The organism is Micromonospora sp. RTGN7 (assembly GCF_033804645.1).
Classification (GTDB): domain Bacteria; phylum Actinomycetota; class Actinomycetes; order Mycobacteriales; family Micromonosporaceae; genus Micromonospora.
Genome location: NZ_JAPZLF010000009.1, coordinates 154,255 through 170,087, shown reverse-complemented (window position 1 = coordinate 170,087; position 15,833 = coordinate 154,255). Strand labels below are relative to the sequence as shown.

At 72.6% G+C, this 15,833-nt stretch carries 18 protein-coding genes and 3 tRNA genes; 13 read left to right on the top strand and 8 right to left on the bottom strand.

The genetic code is table 11. The annotated features are described in order from the left end of the window. Positions 1-46: 46 nt before the first annotated feature. Complete coding sequence (locus SNR22_RS15845) at positions 47-967, bottom strand: phytoene/squalene synthase family protein (protein ID WP_320067336.1); 921 nt, start codon at positions 965-967, stop codon at positions 47-49. 66 nt (positions 968-1,033) lie between these two features. On the opposite strand from SNR22_RS15845, the gene SNR22_RS15840 reads away from it, so the two are divergent. The 9 genes from SNR22_RS15840 (at position 1,034) to SNR22_RS15800 (ending at position 7,739) form a co-directional block, all read left to right on the top strand. Further along, on the top strand, positions 1,034-2,185 hold the full coding sequence (locus tag SNR22_RS15840) for a polyprenyl synthetase family protein (protein WP_320067335.1): 1,152 nt from the start codon (positions 1,034-1,036) through the stop codon (positions 2,183-2,185). A gap of 28 nt (positions 2,186-2,213) precedes the next feature. Then, positions 2,214-3,695, top strand: coding sequence for a phytoene desaturase family protein (crtI, locus tag SNR22_RS15835; protein ID WP_320067334.1), 1,482 nt, complete (start codon positions 2,214-2,216; stop codon positions 3,693-3,695). Next, a complete protein-coding gene (idi, locus tag SNR22_RS15830; RefSeq protein WP_320067333.1) occupies positions 3,692-4,312 on the top strand; it encodes an isopentenyl-diphosphate Delta-isomerase in 621 nt (206 codons plus the stop codon). The genes crtI and idi overlap by 4 nt, the downstream gene beginning before the upstream one ends. Further along, positions 4,302-5,261, top strand: coding sequence for a MerR family transcriptional regulator (locus tag SNR22_RS15825; RefSeq protein WP_320067332.1), 960 nt, complete (start codon positions 4,302-4,304; stop codon positions 5,259-5,261). The genes idi and SNR22_RS15825 overlap by 11 nt, the downstream gene beginning before the upstream one ends. A 69-nt stretch (positions 5,262-5,330) precedes the next feature. After that, the gene (locus SNR22_RS15820) at positions 5,331-6,134 is read left to right on the top strand and encodes a polysaccharide deacetylase family protein (RefSeq protein WP_320067331.1); all 804 of its coding nucleotides are present in this window, start codon (positions 5,331-5,333) and stop codon (positions 6,132-6,134) included. 153 nt (positions 6,135-6,287) lie between these two features. Next, positions 6,288-6,360: transfer RNA gene (locus tag SNR22_RS15815), tRNA-Glu, on the top strand. Positions 6,361-6,409: 49 nt separating this feature from the next. Beyond that, positions 6,410-6,483 (top strand) — tRNA-Asp (locus SNR22_RS15810). Between the two features lie 103 nt (positions 6,484-6,586). After that, positions 6,587-6,660 (top strand) — tRNA-Phe (locus tag SNR22_RS15805). 569 nt (positions 6,661-7,229) lie between these two features. Continuing rightward, positions 7,230-7,739: an SRPBCC family protein gene (locus SNR22_RS15800; protein ID WP_320067330.1), complete on the top strand. Its 510-nt coding sequence runs from the start codon at positions 7,230-7,232 to the stop codon at positions 7,737-7,739. A gap of 37 nt (positions 7,740-7,776) precedes the next feature. Here the strand turns inward: SNR22_RS15800 and SNR22_RS15795 are convergent, their stop codons facing one another. Next, positions 7,777-8,493, bottom strand: a complete 717-nt coding sequence (locus SNR22_RS15795) for a DUF2786 domain-containing protein (protein ID WP_320067329.1) — start codon at positions 8,491-8,493, stop codon at positions 7,777-7,779. A 124-nt stretch (positions 8,494-8,617) separates the two neighbouring features. Between SNR22_RS15795 and SNR22_RS15790 the strand changes: the two genes are divergently transcribed. Next, the gene (locus tag SNR22_RS15790; RefSeq protein ID WP_320067328.1) at positions 8,618-9,052 is read left to right on the top strand and encodes a hypothetical protein; all 435 of its coding nucleotides are present in this window, start codon (positions 8,618-8,620) and stop codon (positions 9,050-9,052) included. 47 nt (positions 9,053-9,099) lie between these two features. Here the strand turns inward: SNR22_RS15790 and SNR22_RS15785 are convergent, their stop codons facing one another. Continuing rightward, complete coding sequence (locus tag SNR22_RS15785) at positions 9,100-9,489, bottom strand: hypothetical protein (RefSeq protein ID WP_320067327.1); 390 nt, start codon at positions 9,487-9,489, stop codon at positions 9,100-9,102. A gap of 169 nt (positions 9,490-9,658) precedes the next feature. Between SNR22_RS15785 and SNR22_RS15780 the strand changes: the two genes are divergently transcribed. Further along, on the top strand, positions 9,659-11,002 hold the full coding sequence (locus tag SNR22_RS15780; RefSeq protein WP_320067326.1) for an ABC transporter substrate-binding protein: 1,344 nt from the start codon (positions 9,659-9,661) through the stop codon (positions 11,000-11,002). A 14-nt stretch (positions 11,003-11,016) separates the two neighbouring features. Here SNR22_RS15780 and SNR22_RS15775 read toward each other — a convergent pair whose 3' ends face one another. Both SNR22_RS15775 and SNR22_RS15770 read right to left on the bottom strand, forming a co-directional pair. Next, positions 11,017-11,760 (bottom strand): enoyl-CoA hydratase/isomerase family protein, encoded by a 744-nt coding sequence (locus SNR22_RS15775; RefSeq protein WP_320067325.1) that lies wholly within the window; start codon positions 11,758-11,760, stop codon positions 11,017-11,019. After that, on the bottom strand, positions 11,757-12,614 hold the full coding sequence (locus SNR22_RS15770; protein ID WP_320067471.1) for a 3-hydroxyacyl-CoA dehydrogenase family protein: 858 nt from the start codon (positions 12,612-12,614) through the stop codon (positions 11,757-11,759). The genes SNR22_RS15775 and SNR22_RS15770 overlap by 4 nt, the downstream gene beginning before the upstream one ends. A 160-nt stretch (positions 12,615-12,774) precedes the next feature. On the opposite strand from SNR22_RS15770, the gene SNR22_RS15765 reads away from it, so the two are divergent. Next, the gene (locus SNR22_RS15765; RefSeq protein ID WP_320067324.1) at positions 12,775-13,062 is read left to right on the top strand and encodes a hypothetical protein; all 288 of its coding nucleotides are present in this window, start codon (positions 12,775-12,777) and stop codon (positions 13,060-13,062) included. Between the two features lie 87 nt (positions 13,063-13,149). On the opposite strand, the gene SNR22_RS15760 is transcribed toward SNR22_RS15765, so the two are convergent. Further along, a complete protein-coding gene (locus SNR22_RS15760) occupies positions 13,150-13,929 on the bottom strand; it encodes a class I SAM-dependent methyltransferase (RefSeq protein ID WP_320067323.1) in 780 nt (259 codons plus the stop codon). A gap of 54 nt (positions 13,930-13,983) precedes the next feature. On the opposite strand from SNR22_RS15760, the gene SNR22_RS15755 reads away from it, so the two are divergent. Beyond that, positions 13,984-14,364, top strand: coding sequence for a PPOX class F420-dependent oxidoreductase (locus tag SNR22_RS15755; RefSeq protein ID WP_320067322.1), 381 nt, complete (start codon positions 13,984-13,986; stop codon positions 14,362-14,364). An 85-nt stretch (positions 14,365-14,449) separates the two neighbouring features. Here SNR22_RS15755 and SNR22_RS15750 read toward each other — a convergent pair whose 3' ends face one another. Further along, positions 14,450-14,659, bottom strand: coding sequence for a BldC family transcriptional regulator (locus SNR22_RS15750; RefSeq protein WP_007073996.1), 210 nt, complete (start codon positions 14,657-14,659; stop codon positions 14,450-14,452). Between the two features lie 285 nt (positions 14,660-14,944). Continuing rightward, on the bottom strand, positions 14,945-15,784 hold the full coding sequence (locus SNR22_RS15745; RefSeq protein ID WP_320067321.1) for a hypothetical protein: 840 nt from the start codon (positions 15,782-15,784) through the stop codon (positions 14,945-14,947). Positions 15,785-15,833: the final 49 nt, after the last annotated feature.

Genomic DNA, 15,833 nt, shown 5'->3' with positions numbered 1-15,833 from the left:
ACCGCCCGCAGGTCGCGGGTGTAGGACACGATCGCGGTACGCCCCGTCAGCCGGCGGGCGGCAGGGCCGGGCCGGGGACGACGACCGGGGTGCCGGCCGGGGTGAGCAGCGCCCGCCCCGCCACGGCCATCCGCCGCCGCTGGGGCACCAGCGCCCGCCGGGTGAACACGTCGTAGCCCTGGGCGGCCACCTCGTCGAGGATGCCGCCGTAGAGCGCGTACGCGGTGCGCATGCAGGCCTGCGAGGCGGGCTTGAGGAGGGTGACGCCCGGGGCGGCGGCCTCGTAGTGGGCCTGGGCGCGGGTCACCTCGTACTCGATCAGCTCGCGGATTTTCGGGGTGGATCGGCGCCGCGCGGCGGCGGCGAAGAGGTCCTGGCGGGTGACGTCGAACTTTGCCAGGTCCTCGTCGGGCAGATACGTCCGGCCGCGCTCCAGGTCCTCGGCCACGTCCCGGATGAAGTTGGTGAGCTGGAAGGCGAGGCCGAGCTGGCGGGCCGGTTCCCGGGCGGCGGCCGGATCGCGGCTGCCGAGGATGGGCAGCATCATGGTGCCGATGACGGCCGCGGAGCCCTCCATGTAGTCGAGCAGGTCGTCGTAGGTGGGGTAGGCGGTGACGGTCAGGTCCATCGCCATGCTGCGCAGAAACGACGCAAAGTCCGCCCGGTCCAGGGCGAAGACGGCGATGGTGTGCAACACGGCGGGCAGCAGCGGATCGTCGACCGGAGCACCGTGCAGCCCGGCCAGGAAACGGGCCGACCAGTCGTCGAGCCGGGCGGCCCGCTCGGCGGGCCGCAGGTCCTCGGTGCGGTCCACGATCTCGTCGGCGTACCGCGTGAACCCGTACAGGGCATGCACATGCCGCCGTTTCCATGCGGGGAGCAGCCGGGTGGCGAGATAGTAGGTGCGGCCATGTCGTTTGTGCAGCTCACGGCAGCGTTCGTAGGCAGCGGTGAGGTCGACGTCCATCGGCCCCCTCCTCAGAATCGACGCGTCAATCGACGCAACTCGTAACCCTAGGGTACGCTCGCCCCCATGGCCAACGACGCAGTTGCGGACAACGCACTCCGCGTCGCACCGGCACAGCCGGAGGCGACGGACGACCCGGTCCGCGGCGTACTGGCCGCCTTCACCAAGGACCTGGTCAAAGGGGTGGACGACACCCTCGCGGGGTTCCTGGCCACCGAGGTCGCCGCGCTGGCCGAAATCGACCCGGCGATGGGTGGCTTCGCCGCGACGGCGCGTGACTGCGTGCTCTCCGGCGGCAAGCGGGCCCGCCCGACCTTCGCGTACTGGGGCTGGCGGGGCGGCGGCGGCGGCGAACCGCTGCCGGCCGTGCTTCCGGCGCTGGCGGCCCTGGAGCTCCTGCACACGTTCGCGCTCGTGCACGACGACGTGATGGATGCCTCCAACACCCGACGCGGCCGGCCGACCGCGCACCGGGCCGCCGCCGCCCGGCACGTCGCCGCCGGCCACACCGGCGACCCCGACCGGTTCGGCGAGGCGGTGGCCGTGCTCGTCGGCGACCTCTGCATGGTCTGGGCCGACCGGCTGATGGCCCACGCCACCGTGTCGCCGGCCCGGCTGCTCGACGTCCGGCACTGCTACGACCGGATGCGGATCGAGACGATCGCCGGGCAGTACCTCGACGTCCTGGGCGAGAACGACGCCACGAACTGGTCGGTGGACCGGGCGCTGCGGGTCGCCCGCTACAAGACCGCCAGCTACACCGTCCAACGGCCGCTGCTCTTCGGCGCCTGCCTGGCCGGCGCCGACGCCGACGCGCCGCTGACCGCCGCGTACACCCGCTACGGCCTGGCCATCGGCGAGGCCTTCCAGCTCCGCGACGACCTGCTCGGCGTCTACGGCGACTCGGCGACCACCGGCAAGCCGACCGGCGACGACCTGCGCACCGGCAAGCCGACCGTGCTGCTGATGCTGGCCCGACAGCTCGCCACCGGGACTCAACGCCGGGCCCTGGAGCGGGCCGGCGCGGTCACCGACGCCCGGGAGGTGGGCCGGCTGGCCGAGCTCGTCGCCGACACCGGGGCGGTAGCCCGGGTCGAGCGGATGATCTCCGACCGGGTCATCGAGGCGCTCGCGGCGCTCGACACCGCACCGATCGACGAGACCGCGCGCACCGCGCTGAGGGGTCTCGCTACCGCCGCCACCAACCGGCAGGCATGATGAGCGACATTTCGAAGGAGGTGGTCCCGTGCGGACCGTGACGGGACGTACGGACCAGGTGGTGATCGTCGGTGCCGGGCTCGGCGGGTTGGCCTGCGCGCTGCACCTGGCCGGCAGCGGCCGGCAGGTGACGGTGGTCGAGCGGGAGGCGGTGCCCGGCGGCCGGGCCGGCCGGCTCAGCGTCGACGGGTACGAGTTCGACACCGGCCCGACCGTGCTCACCATGCCCGACCTGATCGCCGAGGCGCTCGGCGCGGTGGGTGAGGAGCTGAGCGACTGGGTGGAGCTGATGCCGCTGGACCCGGCGTACCGGGCGTACTACCCGGACGGCTCGACGCTGGACGTCATCACCGACACCACCCGGATGGCGGCCGAGATCGCCTCGGTCTGCGGGCCCAGGGAGGCCGACGGCTACCTGCGCTTCGTCGACTACGCCCGCGAGCTGTGGCGGCTGGAGCGGACGGACTTCATCGAGCGCAATCTCGACGCACCGACCGACCTGCTCACCGGCAACCTGTTGAAGCTGTTGGCCAACGGCGCGTTCCGGCGACTCCAGACGAAGATCAACCAGTTCTTCCGGGACCCACGCACCCAGCGGATCTTCTCCTTCCAGGCGATGTACGCCGGGCTCTCCCCGCACGACGCGCTGGCCATCTACACGGTGATCGCGTACCTCGACTCGGTGGCCGGGGTCTACTTCCCGCGCGGCGGCATCCACGCGGTCTCCCGGGGGATGGCCGGCGCGGCGGAGAAGCACGGCGTGCAGTTCCGCTACGGCACCACCGTGGCCCGGGTGGAGACCGCCAACGGCCGCGCGACCGGGGTGGTCACCGCCGACGAGGAATTCATCCCGGCCGACGTGGTGGTGCTCAACCCCGACCTGCCGGTCGCCTACCGGGACCTGCTCCCGCCGGCCCGGCAGCGCCGGCTCACCTACTCACCGTCCTGCGTGGTGCTGCACGTCGGCTCCCGACAGGGCTATGAGAAAATCGCCCACCACAACATCCACTTCGGACGGTCCTGGAAGGGCACGTTCGACGAGGTGATCCGGCGAGGGGAGCTGATGACGGACCCGTCGCTGCTGGTCACCAACCCCAGCCGCACCGACCCGTCGGTCGCCCCGGCCGGCCGCCACACCTACTACGTGCTCGCCCCCGTGCCCAACCTCGACCGGGCCCCGTTCGAGTGGCGCGGCGACCTCACCCGCCGGTACACCGACCAGCTCGTCGGGACGCTGGAGGAACGCGGGTACGTCGGCTTCGGCGACGGCGTCGAGGTGCTGCGCGCGGTCACCCCCGCCGACTGGGCCGAGCAGGGCATGGCCGCCGGCACCCCGTTCGCGGCCGCGCACAGCCTCTTCCAGACCGGCCCGTTCCGCCCGTCGAACCTGCACCGGACCCTCGACAACGTGGTCTTCGTCGGCTCCGGCACCCAGCCCGGCGTCGGTGTACCGATGGTCCTGATCTCCGGCAAGCTGGCCGCCGCCCGAGTCACCGGGGGTGACCAATGAGCTCCCGGGAGGCCCACCTGGTCGAGCTGGTCGACGACGACGGCCGGGCGCACGGGGAGAGCACGGTGGCCATCGCCCACCAGCCGCCGGGCCGGCTGCACCGCGCCTTCTCGGTACTGCTGGTCGACCCGGACGGCCGGGTGCTGCTGCAACGCCGGGCCGCCGCCAAGACCCGCTTCCCGCTGCGCTGGGCCAACTCGTGCTGCGGCCACCCGGCACCGGGCGAATCGTTGGTCGAGGCCGCCAACCGGCGGCTGGGCGAGGAGTTGGGCGCCGGGCCCGTCGACCTCACCGAGGTCGGGGTGTACGTCTATTACGCCGAGGACCCCTTCACCGGCCGGGTCGAGCACGAGTACGACCACGTGCTGCGCGCGGATGTGTCGACCGACACTCCCCTGCGGCCCGATGCGGGCGAGGTTGCCGAGGTGCGCTGGGTCGACCCGGCCTCGCTGGAGGCCGACCTCACCGTCGACCCCCGCGCGTACGCGCCCTGGCTGGGCGGGGTGGTGAACCGCCTGCTGCACCCCTCGGGGCCGGCGGCGGACGTCCCCGATCCCAGCTCGGCCCCGTCCGGCTCCCCGGCGGATGACGCGTCGGAGCGGTCGGGTGGCCGATGAGGCGCTGAGCGCGGGGGCCGTTGCACGCCGACTGGGTGTCGCGGTCACCACGCTGCGCACCTGGCACCAGCGCTACGGACTCGGCCCCAGCGAGCACGTACCCGGCCACCACCGGCGGTATACGCCGGCCGACCTCGCGCGCCTGGAGATCATGCGCAGGCTGACCGCGGAGGGGATCACTCCGGCCGAGGCGGCCAGCTGGGCCCGGCAGGCACCCGCTCAGCCCCCGGCCGGGCAGCCGCTCACCGGCGGCCTCAGCAAGGTGCGCCCGGTCGCCACCCGCGACGGGGGTGGCCAGGCCATCCCGGTCGGCCGGGCCGGCCCGGCGGCCCGAGGGCTGGCCCGGGCCGCGATGCGGCTGGACTCCGTGGCGATCAGTGTGGCGATCGCCCGCGCCCTGGCCGCCGAGGGCGTCGTCGCCACCTGGGATGGGCTGCTGCGGCCGGTGCTCGTCGGCATCGGCGAGCGGCACGCCGCCACGGCCGGCCTGATCGAGGTGGAACACCTGGTGTCCCGGTGCGTCTCGGAAGCGTTCGCGGTGGTCACGCAGGCCCGCGTGACCACCGGTCCGGCTCGGATCCTGCTCTCCTGCGCCGATGAGGAGCAGCACACTCTGCCCCTGGAGGCGCTGGCCGCTGCACTGGCCGAGGCCGGCGTGGCGTACCGGATGCTCGGTGCCCGGGTGCCGACGGCGGCGCTGGTGGAGGCGATCAACCGTACCGGCCCGGCCGCCGTGGTGGTCTGGTCGCACACCCGGGCGACCGCCGACCCGGCACAGCTCACCGCGCTGCTGGCCGGCCCTCGTCGGCCGCTGCTCGTGCTGGGCGCCGGCCCCGGATGGCAGGCGGACTCGCTGCCGGCCGGCGTGGTCCGCCCGGTCGACCTGGCCGAGGCGGTCTCGCTCGCCCTGGCGATCCGCGACTCCCTGGAGCAGTCGACAGTGGACTGAGCGCCGCTGCCGTTTTCGCGCCTCGTCCACTAGCGTCGGGTGGCCACGTTCCCGGCCCTCGGAGTGACGATGAATGCACGCGCCGTCCTGGCGTTCGGCATCACCCTGATCCTGTTCCTCTCCGGCTGCGGCGAGCGGACGACCACCCGGTCACCGCAGGCCGCCGGCCCCTCCCCAGGGGCCTCGACACAGCCGAAGCCGACACCGAAGCCGACACCGAAGCCGACCACGCCCAAGCCGACCAAGGCCGCCCCGCTGCCGCTTCGGCCGCTTCCCACCATGCTCCCGGCGGGGCTGCGCCGGAGCACCGGCGGCCGGGCGGTGGCGTTGACCTTCGACGACGGGCCCGACCCGGTCTGGACGCCCAAGATCCTGGACCAGTTGCGCCAGGCCGGAGCGAAGGCCACTTTCTGCGTGATCGGCAGCCGGGCGAGGGCACACCCCCACCTGGTCGCGCGGATCGTCCGGGAGGGGCACCAGCTGTGCAACCACAGCTGGCGGCACGACCTGGACCTCGGCCGGCGGCCGGTCGCCGAGATCCGGGCGGATCTGGTACGGACCACCCGGGCCATCCAGGCGGCGGTGCCGGGCGTCCGGGTGCCGTTCTACCGGCAGCCGGGCGGGCGGTGGAGCCCGGAGGTCGTGGCGGTGGGCCGGCAGCTCGGCATGCAACCGCTGCACTGGCGCGTCGACCCGCAGGACTGGGCGAAGCCCACCGCATCGACGATCCGGCACCGGGTGAACGGCACGGTCCGGCCCGGCGCGATCGTGCTGCTGCACGACGGCGGCGGGGACCGGGCGGCCACCATCGCCGCCTGCGCCCACCTGATCGGCGACCTGAAGCGACGCTACGGCCTCGCCCGCCTCACTTAGCCCTGCCCTGAGCTGCGGCTTTGCGAGCCGGCCCGCCGCCGGCCATACCGATTTGTTCGGCGGGCCGACCGTCACGTATGCTTTCTAAGCCTTCGGCGGGGCCGGATGGGAGCAAGTCCGCAGAAGTTGCGAGTGTGCAATGATGGCGGGGCCGCCCTCATCGTCTAGTGGCCCAGGACGCCGCCCTTTCAAGGCGGTAGCACGGGTTCGAATCCCGTTGGGGGTACGACCGGCGCAAGCCGGAGCAACACCAGTAACATCAGCAACATCAGCTAGGTCCTGTGGAGCAGTTGGAGTGCTCGCCGCCCTGTCAAGGCGGAGGTCGCGGGTTCAAGTCCCGTCAGGACCGCAAGCGCTGACGCCGCGTGTAGTTTGCGCGGCGTTCTGCGTATCGGAGCAGGTCCCCTGCCGACGGCGAACCCGCCGCTTGGGTACCATGACCCGAGCAGCACGGCCAGGTAGCTCAGTTGGTACGAGCGTCCGACTGAAAATCGGAAGGTCGGCGGTTCGACCCCGCCCCTGGCCACATAGCCTTTCGCCGGGCTACACAGCGCCGACCAGCGGAAACGATGGTCGGCGCTGGCTTTTCCGGCCGTACGGTTGCCACCCTGAGCTACGGGTTGGCCTCGCAGTAACTCAGGCGTTCGACCACGCAACAGCGTTCGAGGATCTTGCGAGAGTGCCGAACTCGGCCAAGCCTGGCCCCGTGCTCTGCTCCGTAGAAGCCGGTTGCCGCGCCCCGATCCGCGGAGTCGGAGGCGGGAAGGCGCACGGTCACACGTCCAGGTCGGCGGCTCGTCGGTGCTTCCACGCTGTCGACGGACACGACCCTCGAAGGACGAAGGGCTACGGCGCGATTCGGACTCTGTGAAGGCCAAGGTCGGGCTCGACCATTGCCAGGTCCGGCGTTACGACGCCTGGTAGCGACACCTGACACCTTCCTCGGTCCGCAGCCGCTGCCTCAGGCCACCGCCGGTCAGCCCCGCACCGACGTCCGCCAGGGACCACCACCGCCCGGCGTGCGGACGTCCGTGTCCGGAATCCAGCGCTAGCGATGCTGCGACACCAAGGCATCAGCCGGTACTGTCCGGGCCTATGGGACAGGAAACGGCTGGTCCGACAGGAATCCGGCAGGACGTCGCGCGGTACGCGCTCCGCAGCAGTCTCCTCGTTCCCACCCCCGCCGACCGGGCCTTCGCGGTCTTCACCGGTTCGCTCACCGACTGGTGGGTTCCGGAATACACCTGGTCCGGGCCGGCGGCCCTGGCCGAGCTGGGCATCGAGCCGCACGCCGGCGGCATGCTCTACGAGATCGGCCCGTACGACTTCCGCATCGACTGGGGCCGGGTGCTCACCTGGGACCCGCCCCGACGCCTGGTGTTCGTCTGGCAGATCGGCCCGGACCGGGCGCCCGTCCCCGACCCCGCTCGGGCCAGCGAGGTGGAGGTGCTGTTTGTCCCCGAGAGCCCGGAACGGACCCGGGTGGAGGTCGAGCACCGGCACTTCGACCGGCACGGCGAGGCCGCCGAGGGGTACCGGCAGGCGCTCACGGCGGGTTGGCACGAGCTCCTCTCCCGCTACCTGGCCTCGGTCACCCGCCCCTGATCGCAGCCCCGCGTCGGGCGGGAGCCGCCGGGGCGGGTCAGTGGCCGATGGGCCGGGGACGCCCAGCGGCGGGATGCAGACCTCGGGCGCCCAGGTCGGCGCGGCGGCCCGCGGCGGCGCCCGAGCCGAAGCCGGTTCCGGCGAGTCGCCGGGGCGCGGCCGAGCGTAGCCGGGGATAGGCCTCGGCGACCCGGCGCTGGACCCGATCCGAGCGGTCGGCCAGCACCAGCGCGACCGAGGGCACGCCGGCCTCGGCGGCCTCGGCGACCGCGCCGGCCTCCGCCTCGGCCAACCGCCCGCCGACCACCTGGGCGAATCCGGCGAGCCAGGAACGCCGAAACGCGGCCGGGTGCTCGTGCGCCGGAACGGCGGTGCCGGCCAGCCCGTGCGCCGCCTGTACCAGCAGGGAGGTGAAGAGCAGGTCGACCCGTTCCAGGTCGCTGGCGAAGCCGAAGAGGTGCATCGCGAAGCCGCTGCCCTGCCGGCGACGCACGCAGCGGCAGCGCAGCGGGTCGGCGACGGCGGCGAGCAGGCCGGCCTTGTCCCGGGCGTACGGGGCGATGACCTCGACCACCCGGTCGCCCACCGGGTCGGTAGCCGGGTCGCGGGCCGCCAGCAGTGCCCGGTCCACGCCGTAGCGGGCGATCAGCTCGGTGGCCTTGGCGGTGAAGGCGGCCGACTCCTCCGGCGTGCAGGCGGGATCCTCCGCCTTCGCCAACAGCTTGCGCACCTTGGCGAGCATGGCCTCCGACATGTCACCAGAGCTATCACACGACGCCGACAGCGTTCGGGCCAGCATCCGGAGGGATCGACCCGTATCATCGTCGCGGTCGGTTCACCGTCCCACACGGACGGCCATCAACAGTTGGAGGCATCCCATGTTGTCCCCGGTCGTCCGCCTGCTGTCCACCACGACGGCGGTAGCGGTGTCGGCGCTCGCCCTCGCCACGCCCGCCCAGGCCGCCCCCGCCCAGCCGGAACCCGCCATCAACCTCGCCGGCTCCTTCGCCACCTGCTACGGCGGCGAGGTGCGCTCGTACTTCCAAACCGGGGGCTGGGGTGGTGAGGCCGGCACCTACCGGGCCACCAGCCGCTGCTCGGACGTCAACGTCCGCAACGCGAGCAGCTTCGGCACCCAGGCCTGCGTGGTCTTCGTCGACCGGACGAACAGCTGCAACTACTGGACCTACCTCCCCGCGAAATCGGGGTGGATCACGGTGGCCACCAACGTCCGCGACGGGGTGAACTTCCGGGTCCGCTTCTCCAACCTGCGCTACGAGTACGAGCCGCTGACCGCCTACCACGCGTTCTGAGCGACCGCGCCCCGGCGCCCGTCCCCCCGGGTGTGGACGCCGGGGCGTCAAGCGGCCCGGCTGCGCAGGGTGGCCACGGTCGAGCCGGCGAGGGTGAGCAGGCAGTCGGGGAGCAGGCCGTCGGCGACCGCCGCGCCGAAGAGCGCCTCCCCGGTGTCGGCGTCGGCGTTGGCGTACGCACTGACGAAGCGGGCCACCCAGCGGGTGTCGTAGCCGGCCTCGTCGATGCCCGGGAAGTCCAGCGCCGCGCCGCCGGGGTCGGGCACGTCCCCGAGCATGGTGGCCGCCAGACACCAGGCCACCCCGTACGCCCCGGCGAGGCCGGACCGGTCGACCACCTTGTCGAAGGCGCCCACCACCGCGTCGCCGTCCCCGGCCAGGGCCGAGTGGAGCACAGAGGTCGCGTCGTTCAGCGTCTGCTGCGGTACGTCCGTCACCCGGCGCACTGTACGACGGGTGGTCAACCCGTGACCACCTGACAGCATGGCCCCGATCACCGCACGTACACGTGCGGGGCTAGCAGGCAATTGACAGGCATCCACGGTCCCGCGGCCCCGCCAGGCACGCTAAGGTGCGCAGCGGACCTTCGCCGGAGGAAGGACGACCATGCTCGTATCACACGGCTCGCGCGCCGCCGCCCTGGTGGCCTGCGGGGCGTTACTCCTCGCCAGTGCCGGCTGCGACGCCGACACGTCCAAGGAGGCGACCACCACCCCACAGGTCCGCCTCTACGGCTCCGACGGCAACATGACCAACGCCTATGCCGAGGCACTGAAGGAACGCGCCAACCTGATCGACGGTATGAAGGGCACAATCCCGCTCACGCCGTTGCCGGACTCCTTCAAGAACCGGCTGCGGGCCGTCGACCCGAAGCTGGGCGACTACATCTACGCGGCCGAGGCGTACGACGCGGTGATCATCAGCGCCCTGGCCGCGCAGCTGGCCGGCAGTACCGGCCCGGCGGAGATCGCCAAGCAGATCATCGGCGTCACCAACAACGGCCAGCGGTGCGAGCAGGCTGGCGACTGCCTCAGGCTGGCCCGCGACGGCCAGGACATCGAGTATCGGGGAGTGTCGCTCAACCGGGCCGGGTTCACCGATGCCGGGGAGCCGGCCACCGCCAGCTACGCCACCCTCACCTTCGGGCAGCAGAAGCTCGACGACGGCAAGACCGAGTTCGTCGGCGCCGGTGACGACTCGGGGGCGAGCACCAAGAACCCGCCCCGGCCGCGCCGGCAGGGCAGCGGGAAGGTCCCCTCGGCGCCGCTGGTGCTCGGCGGGCTGCTGCCGCGCACCGGCGACCTGGCCCTTGCGTACGCGCCGATGGCCGCCGGGGCCGCGCTGGCGGTCAAGGACATCAACGCCGCGGGCGGGGTGCTCGGCAAGCCGATGGTCTGGCGCGACGGCGACGACGGCACCAACCCGGACGTCGCCAAGGCCACCGTGGCCAAGCACGTCAGGGACGGCGTGCACGTCATCATCGGCGCCGGCGGCTCGGGCATCTCCCGGGCCGTGCTGCCGGACGTGGTGGCCGCCGGCCGAGTGCTCTTCTCGCCGTCCAACACCGACGCCGGGCTTACCTCGATGGACGACCAGGGGCTCTACTTCCGTACTGCCCCGCCGGACAGTCTCCAAGGCCGGGCGTTGGCGGACGTGATCCTGCGCGATGGGCCGCACAAGATCGTGCTGGTCTCCCGGAAGGACTCCTACGGCGAGGGTCTCCAGGAGACGGTCCGCGCCGAGCTGGAGCGGGCCGGGCTCGGTGCGGACCGGGTAAAGCTGCTGACGTACGACCCGCCGGCCGACGCGGCGGCCCCGCCGCTGGACTTCAGCGCCGGCGCCCGGGAGATCAAGGAGTACGGCGCGGAGGCTGTGCTGATCATCGGCTTCGCCGAGTCCGCACAGGTGATCCGGGCGCTCGCCGACTCCGGGGTGCAGATCCAGCACTGAACCGCCGTGCGGGGTCAGCGGGGCCGCCGGCGCTCCAGGAACTCCGTCATCCGCCGGTGCTTCTCCTCATCCTCGAAGAGCACCGCCTGGCTGACCAGGTCGAGGTGCGGGTGGGCGGCCAGCGGCGCGTCCACGGCAAGCTTGGTCAGCCGCAGCGCCAGGGCCGACCCCTTGGCCATCTCGTCGAGCAGCCCGTGGGCGACGCCCAGCAGCTCCGCCGGCTCGGCGACCACCCGGTTCACCAGGCCGATCCGCAGCGCCTCCTCGGCGTCCACCCGGCGGCCGGTGAAGAGCAGCTCCTTGGCCCGGGCCTCGCCGATCAGCGCCGGGAGTCGGTGGGTGGCGCCGGCCCCGGCAAGGATGCCCAGCCGCACCTCCGGCTGCCCGAAGACCGCGCGGGCCGTGCACACCCGCAGGTCGCACGCGTACGCCAGTTCGGCGCCGCCGCCCAGCGCCGGGCCGTCCACGGCGGCGACGGTGGGCATCGGCAGCGCCCGGATCCGGGCGAAGGCGGCGCTGTTGATCGCGGCGAGCGCGTCCAGCCGGCCCCGCTCGCGGAGCTGGCCGATGTCGGCCCCGCCGGCGAAGATCCCCTCCGCGCCCCCGGTGAGCAGCAGCAGCCGGGGCCGCGCCTCCAGCTCGGCGCAGACGGCGTGCAGCTCGCCGATCAGGTCGGCGTCGATCGCGTTGCGCTTCTCCGGCCGGTCCAGCGTCACCACCAGCCGGTCCGGGTGCTCCTCGATCCGTAGGCCGTTCACCGCTTCTCGCCCCCTTCCCAGCGGTAGAAGCCCTGACCAGCCTTCTTGCCGAGCCGGCCCGCTCCGACCATCTCGACGAGCAGCGGCGGCGGTGCGAACCGGTCCCCGTACGCGGCCTGGAGGGTGCGGGCGATGTCCAGCCGGACGTCCAGCCCGACCAGGTCGGTCAGCTCCAGGGGGCCCACCGGGTGCCGGTAGCCGAGCACCATGGCCTTGTCGATGTCGGCGGGTTCAGCCACCCCGTCGGCGACCATCCTGATCGCCTCCAAGCCCAGGGCCACCCCGAGCCGGGAGGTGGCGAAGCCCGGCATGTCGCGTACTACAACGGGGTCCTTACCCAGTCGGCCGGCGAGCGCGACGGCCGCCGCGGTGGTCTCGTCGGCGGTGTCCGGGCCGACCACGACCTCCAGCAGCGCCATGGCCCAGACCGGGTTGAAGAAGTGCAGCCCGACGAAGCGCTCCGGCCGGTCCAGCCCGGCGGCCAGCTCGCCGATGGAGATGCTGGAGGTGTTGCTGCCCAGCAGCGCGGGGCGCAGCGCGGCGGCGTCCCACAGGACCGCCCGCTTGAGCTCCAGCCGCTCGGGCACAGCCTCCACGACCACGTCGGGCTCGGGCGCGACCTTCGCGAGGGACGCGACCAGCGTCACCCGCTCCCGGCTCGCGGTCGCCTCGTCTTCGGCGATCTTCCCTCGTCGGACGGCGCGTTCCCACAGCTCGCCGAGCCGCGCCCCGGCGGCGCTCGCCCGGTCGGGGTCGACCTCGACGAGTTCGACGCGGTAGCCCGCACCGGCCGCCACGTAGGCGATTCCGAGGCCCATCGTGCCCGCCCCGACGACGACAAATCGACTCATGATGTCTCCTCGCTGCGTTCGACGGCGCGCGGGGTTTCCGCCGCGCCGGGCCGCCCGCTCCGCTGGCTCATGCGTGCGACCCTATGCAGCACCGTCACCGGCGGCATGCGTGGGGGAGCACCGAACCGGGTAACACGGCCGTCAACCGAGGGAAGGACCGGACATGAGCCAGGCACCCGAGAATGTGGAGAACGCGGCCACCGTGGAGACTCGCGGGGACGAGCGGGTCGACCTGCTCCGCGCGGACACCAACAACGATGGCAAGGCCGACGTCTGGGTGGTCGACACCGACGGCGACGGTCGGGCCGACCTGTTCCAGTTCGACACCGACGGCGACGGCAAGGTGGACATCACCATGGTCGACATCGACGAGGACGGCACCCCCGACGAGGTGGTCGACGGCGACGGCGGTCTCCCGCCCGAGCAGCACACCCCGACCGTGCAGGTCTGAGGCCCGGTCAGGGCCCCTGTCGACGCATTCGCCTCGACGGGGGCCCCGGACCACGGCCACCATCGGGGCCGGCCCGTGTGGCGTCACTCAGCGGGCCAGCGTCAGCGTCGCCAGATAGTACGGGGCGTCCCGGTCGTCCACGTCGGTCAGCCGCCACGGGGTGTCCCGGACCAGCTCGGCCAGCTCGGCCACCGAGCAGAACAGGTAGTCGAACCACTCGGTGCCCAGCTCCCGGTAGCGCAGCCGCAGCCGCAACTGGCCGCCGAGCCGGCCGCGTCGCCGGTTGAGCTCGTGGTAACCGGTCTGCACCGGGTCGGTGGTGCCGTACGGGTCGGTGCCGTGCGCGATGACCTGCGCGCCGGGCCGGGCGAGCGCGGCGAGCGCGGCGAGAAACGCCGGCGCCCGGTCCCGGCCCTCGATCAGCCCGAGGTTGTTGCCGAGCAGCAGGAGAGTGTCGTACCGCCGCCCGTCGGCGACGTGCTTCTCGACCGTTGCGTGCACCAGGTCCCGCACCCCGCGCCGGCGGCACACCCGCAGCGCCCCGAGCGAGGTGTCCAGCCCGGTCACCGGCACCCCGCGTTCCTGCAGCAGCAGCGCGATCCGCCCACCGCCGACGCCGATGTCGAGCGTCTCGCCCCGGACCCGGTCCACCGCCCGGTGGTCGTATGGCTGCCACTCGGCGGGGCCGGCGAGGTAGTGGGCGGCGGGGGCGCCGTTGATCAGGCCGTCGTCCCGCTCGATGATCTCGATGACGGGCCGGGGTAGCCGGCCGCCGGCCATCGGGCGGGGGCCGACTCCGGTCTGCACGGCGAGCGCGTCGCGCAGCAGCTCGCCGAAGACGTCTCCGCTCCTGGGTTCCCCGATCACAGGGTTCACGCTAACCCCGTTGTCGTCGGGCTGCGCGGCCGTATCCTTGCGGGCGTGACCACCTTGGACCGCCTGGCTGCGGAGAAGTACGTACTCCTGACGACGTTCCGCAAGGACGGGCGGGCGGTGTCCACCCCGGTGTGGGCCGTCCGGGACGGCGACACGCTGGCCGCCTGGACCGCCGTCGACTCGGGCAAGGTGAAGCGGATCCGCCGCAGCGGTGCGGTGACGGTGGCCCCGTGCGACCTGCGGGGCCGGCCGCACGGCGAGGCGGTGGCCGGTCACGCCATCATCTGCGACCCGGCGGAGACCCGCCGCATCCGCGAGCTGCTGAAGCAGAAGTACCGGCTGATGGGCCGGCTGAGTCTGCTGGGCAGCCGGCTGCGGCGGGGTGAGCGGGGAACGGTGGGCATCCGGATCACCCTGCCCGAGTGAGCGCGGCGGGCCCGAACATGAAAGGGCGGCAGACCATCGGTCTGCCGCCCTTACGCATACGTCTCTCTGCGGAACTTGCAAACGTTCAGTCCCCCTGACGCTGCTGGGGGATCTGCCCCTGCAGCAGGGCCCGAACCTCCGACTCGCGGTAGCGACGGTGCCCCCCCAGAGTCCGGATGGCACTGAGCTTGCCAGCCTTCGCCCACCGGGTCACCGTCTTCGGGTCGACACGGAACATCGACGCCACCTCGGCCGGTGTGAGCAGCGGCTCCGGTTCGTGCGTTCGCGATGCCATATCGGTCACTCCTCCACAGGTATAGACACCGGCCGGGGTCCCGCCGGCCGACGCGTCTCCCATGGTCCGGCTAGTCCCCGATGTCCGACATGGGCCGAACGGCCGAAGGTCCCTAGACGGACGGATGAACCATGCCCGATATATACTACTAATACACGTCAGAAAGTAGTTTATTCGGACTCGTAATCACTGGTCGTGGTGCTCCAACTACGAACCAGCTTCGGAATGGGAGCCCTCCCATTGGCGATTTGCGACCCTCAGGGTGGGACTTTGCCCAGGTAACGGCTAGTTGCAGCGCTCCAGCAACTGGACCGCCCGCCAGCGGGCCACCAGCGTGTCGTACGCCGCGGATGCTTCCTCGGCCTCGCCCTTGGAGAGCCCGGCGAGGCCGCTCGCGACGAGCGCCGGAGAGTCGTCCTCGGCGAGGGTCTCGTCGGAGAGCAACTGGACGAGGCCGCCGTAGTCCAGCTCCACCACGGAACGCGGATGGAACTCCTCCAGCCACCGGGCGGCCTCCTCGACCGCCTCCGTGATCGGTGCCTCGCCGACGGTCTTGCGTAACACCGACAGCGCGCGGGACGACCGGCGACGGGTCTTGGAGATCTCCGTCCGGTAGCGCAGCGAGCGCTGCCCCGGCTGGATCACCAGGTCCCGCTCCTCGGCGTCGAACAGCACGAACCAGCGCAGCGGCACGCCCCACGTGGCGATCTGCTCGTGCACCCGGGGGACGCCATGCTCCAGCACCCGGGCCCCGCTACGCCAGCCCTCCACCACCGCCTTGGCCTGGCCGGCGAGGATCGGCGGCACGAATGCGTCGGCCAGCACCGCCGGCACGCCGTCGCGGGCGCTCAGCGCCGCCTCGGCCACCCGGATCCGCAGGTTCCACGGGCAGACCAGCAGGGAGTCCTCGGCCTCCAGGACGTACGCCTCCTCGGGCGGGTCGGGCAGCCGGGTCCAGCCCGCGCCCAGCGCCTCGATCACCGCCGTGCGCTGCCGAACGGGCCCCTCCGACTGGGCCACCGCACGCCCCTCGGCCACGTAGCGCCGCCAGTACGACTGGCGGTCCCGATCAAAGGCGGTCAGCGGCTCGTACACCCGCAGGTAAGAAGCGAAGAGCGACGGCACTGCGCGATCCTCCCACGCGGACGGAATCCGGACGCCGGCAGCGCCCTCG